The organism is Pelomonas margarita (assembly GCF_043555875.1).
In the GTDB taxonomy this organism is placed as follows: Bacteria; Pseudomonadota; Gammaproteobacteria; order Burkholderiales; family Burkholderiaceae_C; genus Pelomonas; species Pelomonas margarita.
The window spans coordinates 1-2,965 of sequence record NZ_JBIGHW010000035.1 but is presented as its reverse complement, the minus strand read 5'-3'; the positions used below and the strand labels follow the sequence as shown (position 1 = coordinate 2,965).

2 protein-coding genes are annotated in these 2,965 nt (G+C 60.9%); both read left to right on the top strand.

Going from position 1 to position 2,965, the window contains the following annotated elements; all coding sequences use genetic code 11:
* The first annotated feature begins 275 nt into the window (after positions 1-275).
* Positions 276-1,478: a Mu transposase C-terminal domain-containing protein gene (locus tag ACG0Z3_RS23010; protein ID WP_394402350.1), complete on the top strand. Its 1,203-nt coding sequence runs from the start codon at positions 276-278 to the stop codon at positions 1,476-1,478.
* Positions 1,465-2,427 (top strand): TniB family NTP-binding protein, encoded by a 963-nt coding sequence (locus ACG0Z3_RS23005; protein ID WP_394402347.1) that lies wholly within the window; start codon positions 1,465-1,467, stop codon positions 2,425-2,427. Before ACG0Z3_RS23010 ends, ACG0Z3_RS23005 begins: the two co-directional genes overlap by 14 nt.
* Positions 2,428-2,965: the final 538 nt, after the last annotated feature.

Genomic DNA, 2,965 nt, shown 5'->3' with positions numbered 1-2,965 from the left:
CGTGTCCCAGCCCCGAAGCCAAATGCTCCAGGTATTCCTCAAAGCGGTCTGCGACGTTCATCGATCCTCAACCAAAGAATCAAGAAGTCCGCATAATGCCTTGATTTTATTGACACAGTAAGATTAGCAGTCAAGCTGCTCGCGGTCGCATCGATGAGGCCGAGGCCGTGGTTAGTACAGCCACGCTCCGTCGCCTGATCCTTGAGGTATCACCCTTCGATCGCTGCGTAGCGCGATGGGGACCGACCCACGCGAAGAACAGATGGCGCTATAGCTTGGAGGGCATCGATGCAGCGCGTGTGCTGGCTCGGTACGAGATCGATCACACGATCCTCGACATCGTCGTCGTGCACGACGTGACGGGCCTGCCTATGGGGCGCCCGACGATCACTGTCGTTGTCGATAGCTACAGCGGCTACATCGCCGGCCTCTACATCAGCTTCTGGAGCGCCGGCCTAGCCAGCGCCCTATCTGCGTTCAAGGTGGCGATTCGCCCGAAGGATTTCCTCACGGAGCACGCCGGTCTGCTGCATCGCTGGCTGGCCTTTGGCATCCCGGATCTCATGGTCGTGGACAACGGCCTGGAGTTCCATTCCCGCCATTTCCACGCAGCGGCCTGGCATCTCGCAACCGACGTGTTGCATTGCGCCGTGAGGCAGCCCTGGCTCAAGCCGACTGTGGAACGCACGATCGGCGAGATCAACGGCTATCTCCCAGCCGCAGGCCGAGTTGAGAAGCCGCTGAACAACTACTTGCCGGAACGTCCTGAGAAGAACGCCTGCATCACGTTTGGCGCCCTTTGTATGGGTGTTCTGAAGGCCGTAGTTGACGTTCATCCCTTCGAGGTGAACGAACGCAGGCTCGACCGGGCCTATGACCTCTACAGCGAAGGCCTGGCCACGCAACTGGCACCTCGACTGGCAAGCAGTTTCAATGAACTGGACATCATCATGGCTAGCGCAAAGACCCTCACCGTGGGCAACGAAGGTGTCGTCAAAGACTACCTCCGATACAACTCGCGTGAACTCCAAGACCTTCGCCGTCGGGTGGGTTTGACTTTCAGGACTGAGGTCAAGGTCAATCCAGAGAACCTCCACCACGTCTGGGTCCAGGACCCGCGACAGAAGACTTGGCTGCAGGTGCCGTCTTGCCATCCCGAATACACAGAGGGTCTGTCGGTCGTCCAGCACAAGGCGATCCGCGCGGTCAAAAAAAAAGAGCTGACCCTCCGAAACGCCGCTGAGACGCTGACACGCGGCCGTTTGGAACTCATGGACATGTGGGGCGGCGCGATCCGCTCTGGCAAGCGTGTGAAGTCCGCCTTTCTGAAGGCCGCCGAAGGGTTCACGTCCACATCGACGCTCGGCGCCGCATCGCGCAAGCCGGAAACCGCCGATGCCGTGACTCCGCTGATTCCGGTCACCAAGGCCGAACTGATGACGCTTCCCAAGGAGATGGAGACCTATGCGTTCGAATGACTACGGATTCGATCTCACGGAGCCGGAAGAACTGGAAGTCGACGTGGGCCGGCGCAAGGCCCGCGAGCGCTGGTTGGCGACGTACTCTGCGAATGCGCTCAGGCACGGCGCCATGATCGACAACGCCGTCGTACAGCACCACCGATTCACCGAACTGGTCGGCAGTCTCGACCGCATGTTCCTGCTCAGCAAGGAACTTCGACAGCCGGTGGGTGGCGTCATCGGCGGCAACGCCGGCGTGGGCAAGACCACGCTATGCCGGTATTTCTTGGATGCCCTGCCGGTGCATGACCTCGCTGAACGCGGGTCTGGCGTGCTCTACATGCGCCTGCGGCGCGGGCGCTCGCTGGCGGCTGTAGTTCAGCGGATCCTCGGACTATTGAACTATCCGCTTTTCAAGGTCAGCAACGCAAATCTTGACGCGCGCCGCTCCCTGTCGATTGATGCGCTGCGCCGTCAGAAGATCCGGCTGCTGCTGGTAGATGAAGGTCACCAGATGATCGGCCACAGCAAGGCAAAGCGCGATGACGGCACATCGATCAGCGAGTACTTCCGGGAGATCATGGACGAAGCGCAAATTGCCGTCTGCATCGTGGGTGGCATCTCGTTGTCCGAGCTAGGCAACGTCGACCCGTACCTTCAAAGTCGCTGCGTAGTGAACGAGGTCCTGAGAGACTTCGCGCTGGACGACTCGTGGCTATCGCTGGTGCAGTCGCTGATGCCCAGCAACGACGCCTTGAACTTCAAGCAGCTCCAGTCTTCGCGCGAGATCAGGGAGGCGATCCACAAGACCGCCCGCGGCAACCTGCGTCGGCTCAAGCAGTACCTGGCGGAGCTTGCGATGGCGACGGTCGATGCCCGCAAGAGCACGCCGGACTCCGCGGAACTGAAGCTGGCCTTCCAGCGGGCCTTCGGCAGTGAAGAGATGCCAAGCAGCCCATGGCGGTAGTTGCGTCCTGGCCCGACCTAGATAGGCAAGCTCCCGCATGTCGTCCAGCCCGTTCCGATGGACTGTTCCGGTCCTGAAGCACTTCGATGCGCGGGTGGCCGCGCTCGTTGGCGTTCCATATGCACAGGACCACGAGGCCCCGAACTCGTGGCTCATGCGTGTGGCTGCGCTGCAAGGGTGCGATGCCGCCGAGCTTGCTGCCTACCTGGGCTTCACCTTCAGGGCGGACTTTGACCGTTCGTACTACTTTGTCTTCAGGAAGGTCCGATCTGAAGCTCCACAGATCCGGGGGCTTGAGCTGGGGCGGATCTACGCCGATTCTTCGCCACCACGCGCGCCCGCCGGCCGATGGATGTACGCCCCTTCAGGGCATCGCGGCCGCTATCGCTTTTGCCCACGGTGCCTGAGAGTCTGCGTATTTCAGCCCATCGTGGACGGCGTTTCAGACTGATGGTGGACGGGATTTCAGCGTGATCGTGGACGGCGTTTCAGTCTGATCGTGGACGCTGTTTCAGCGTCATCGTGGACGCTGGGGGTG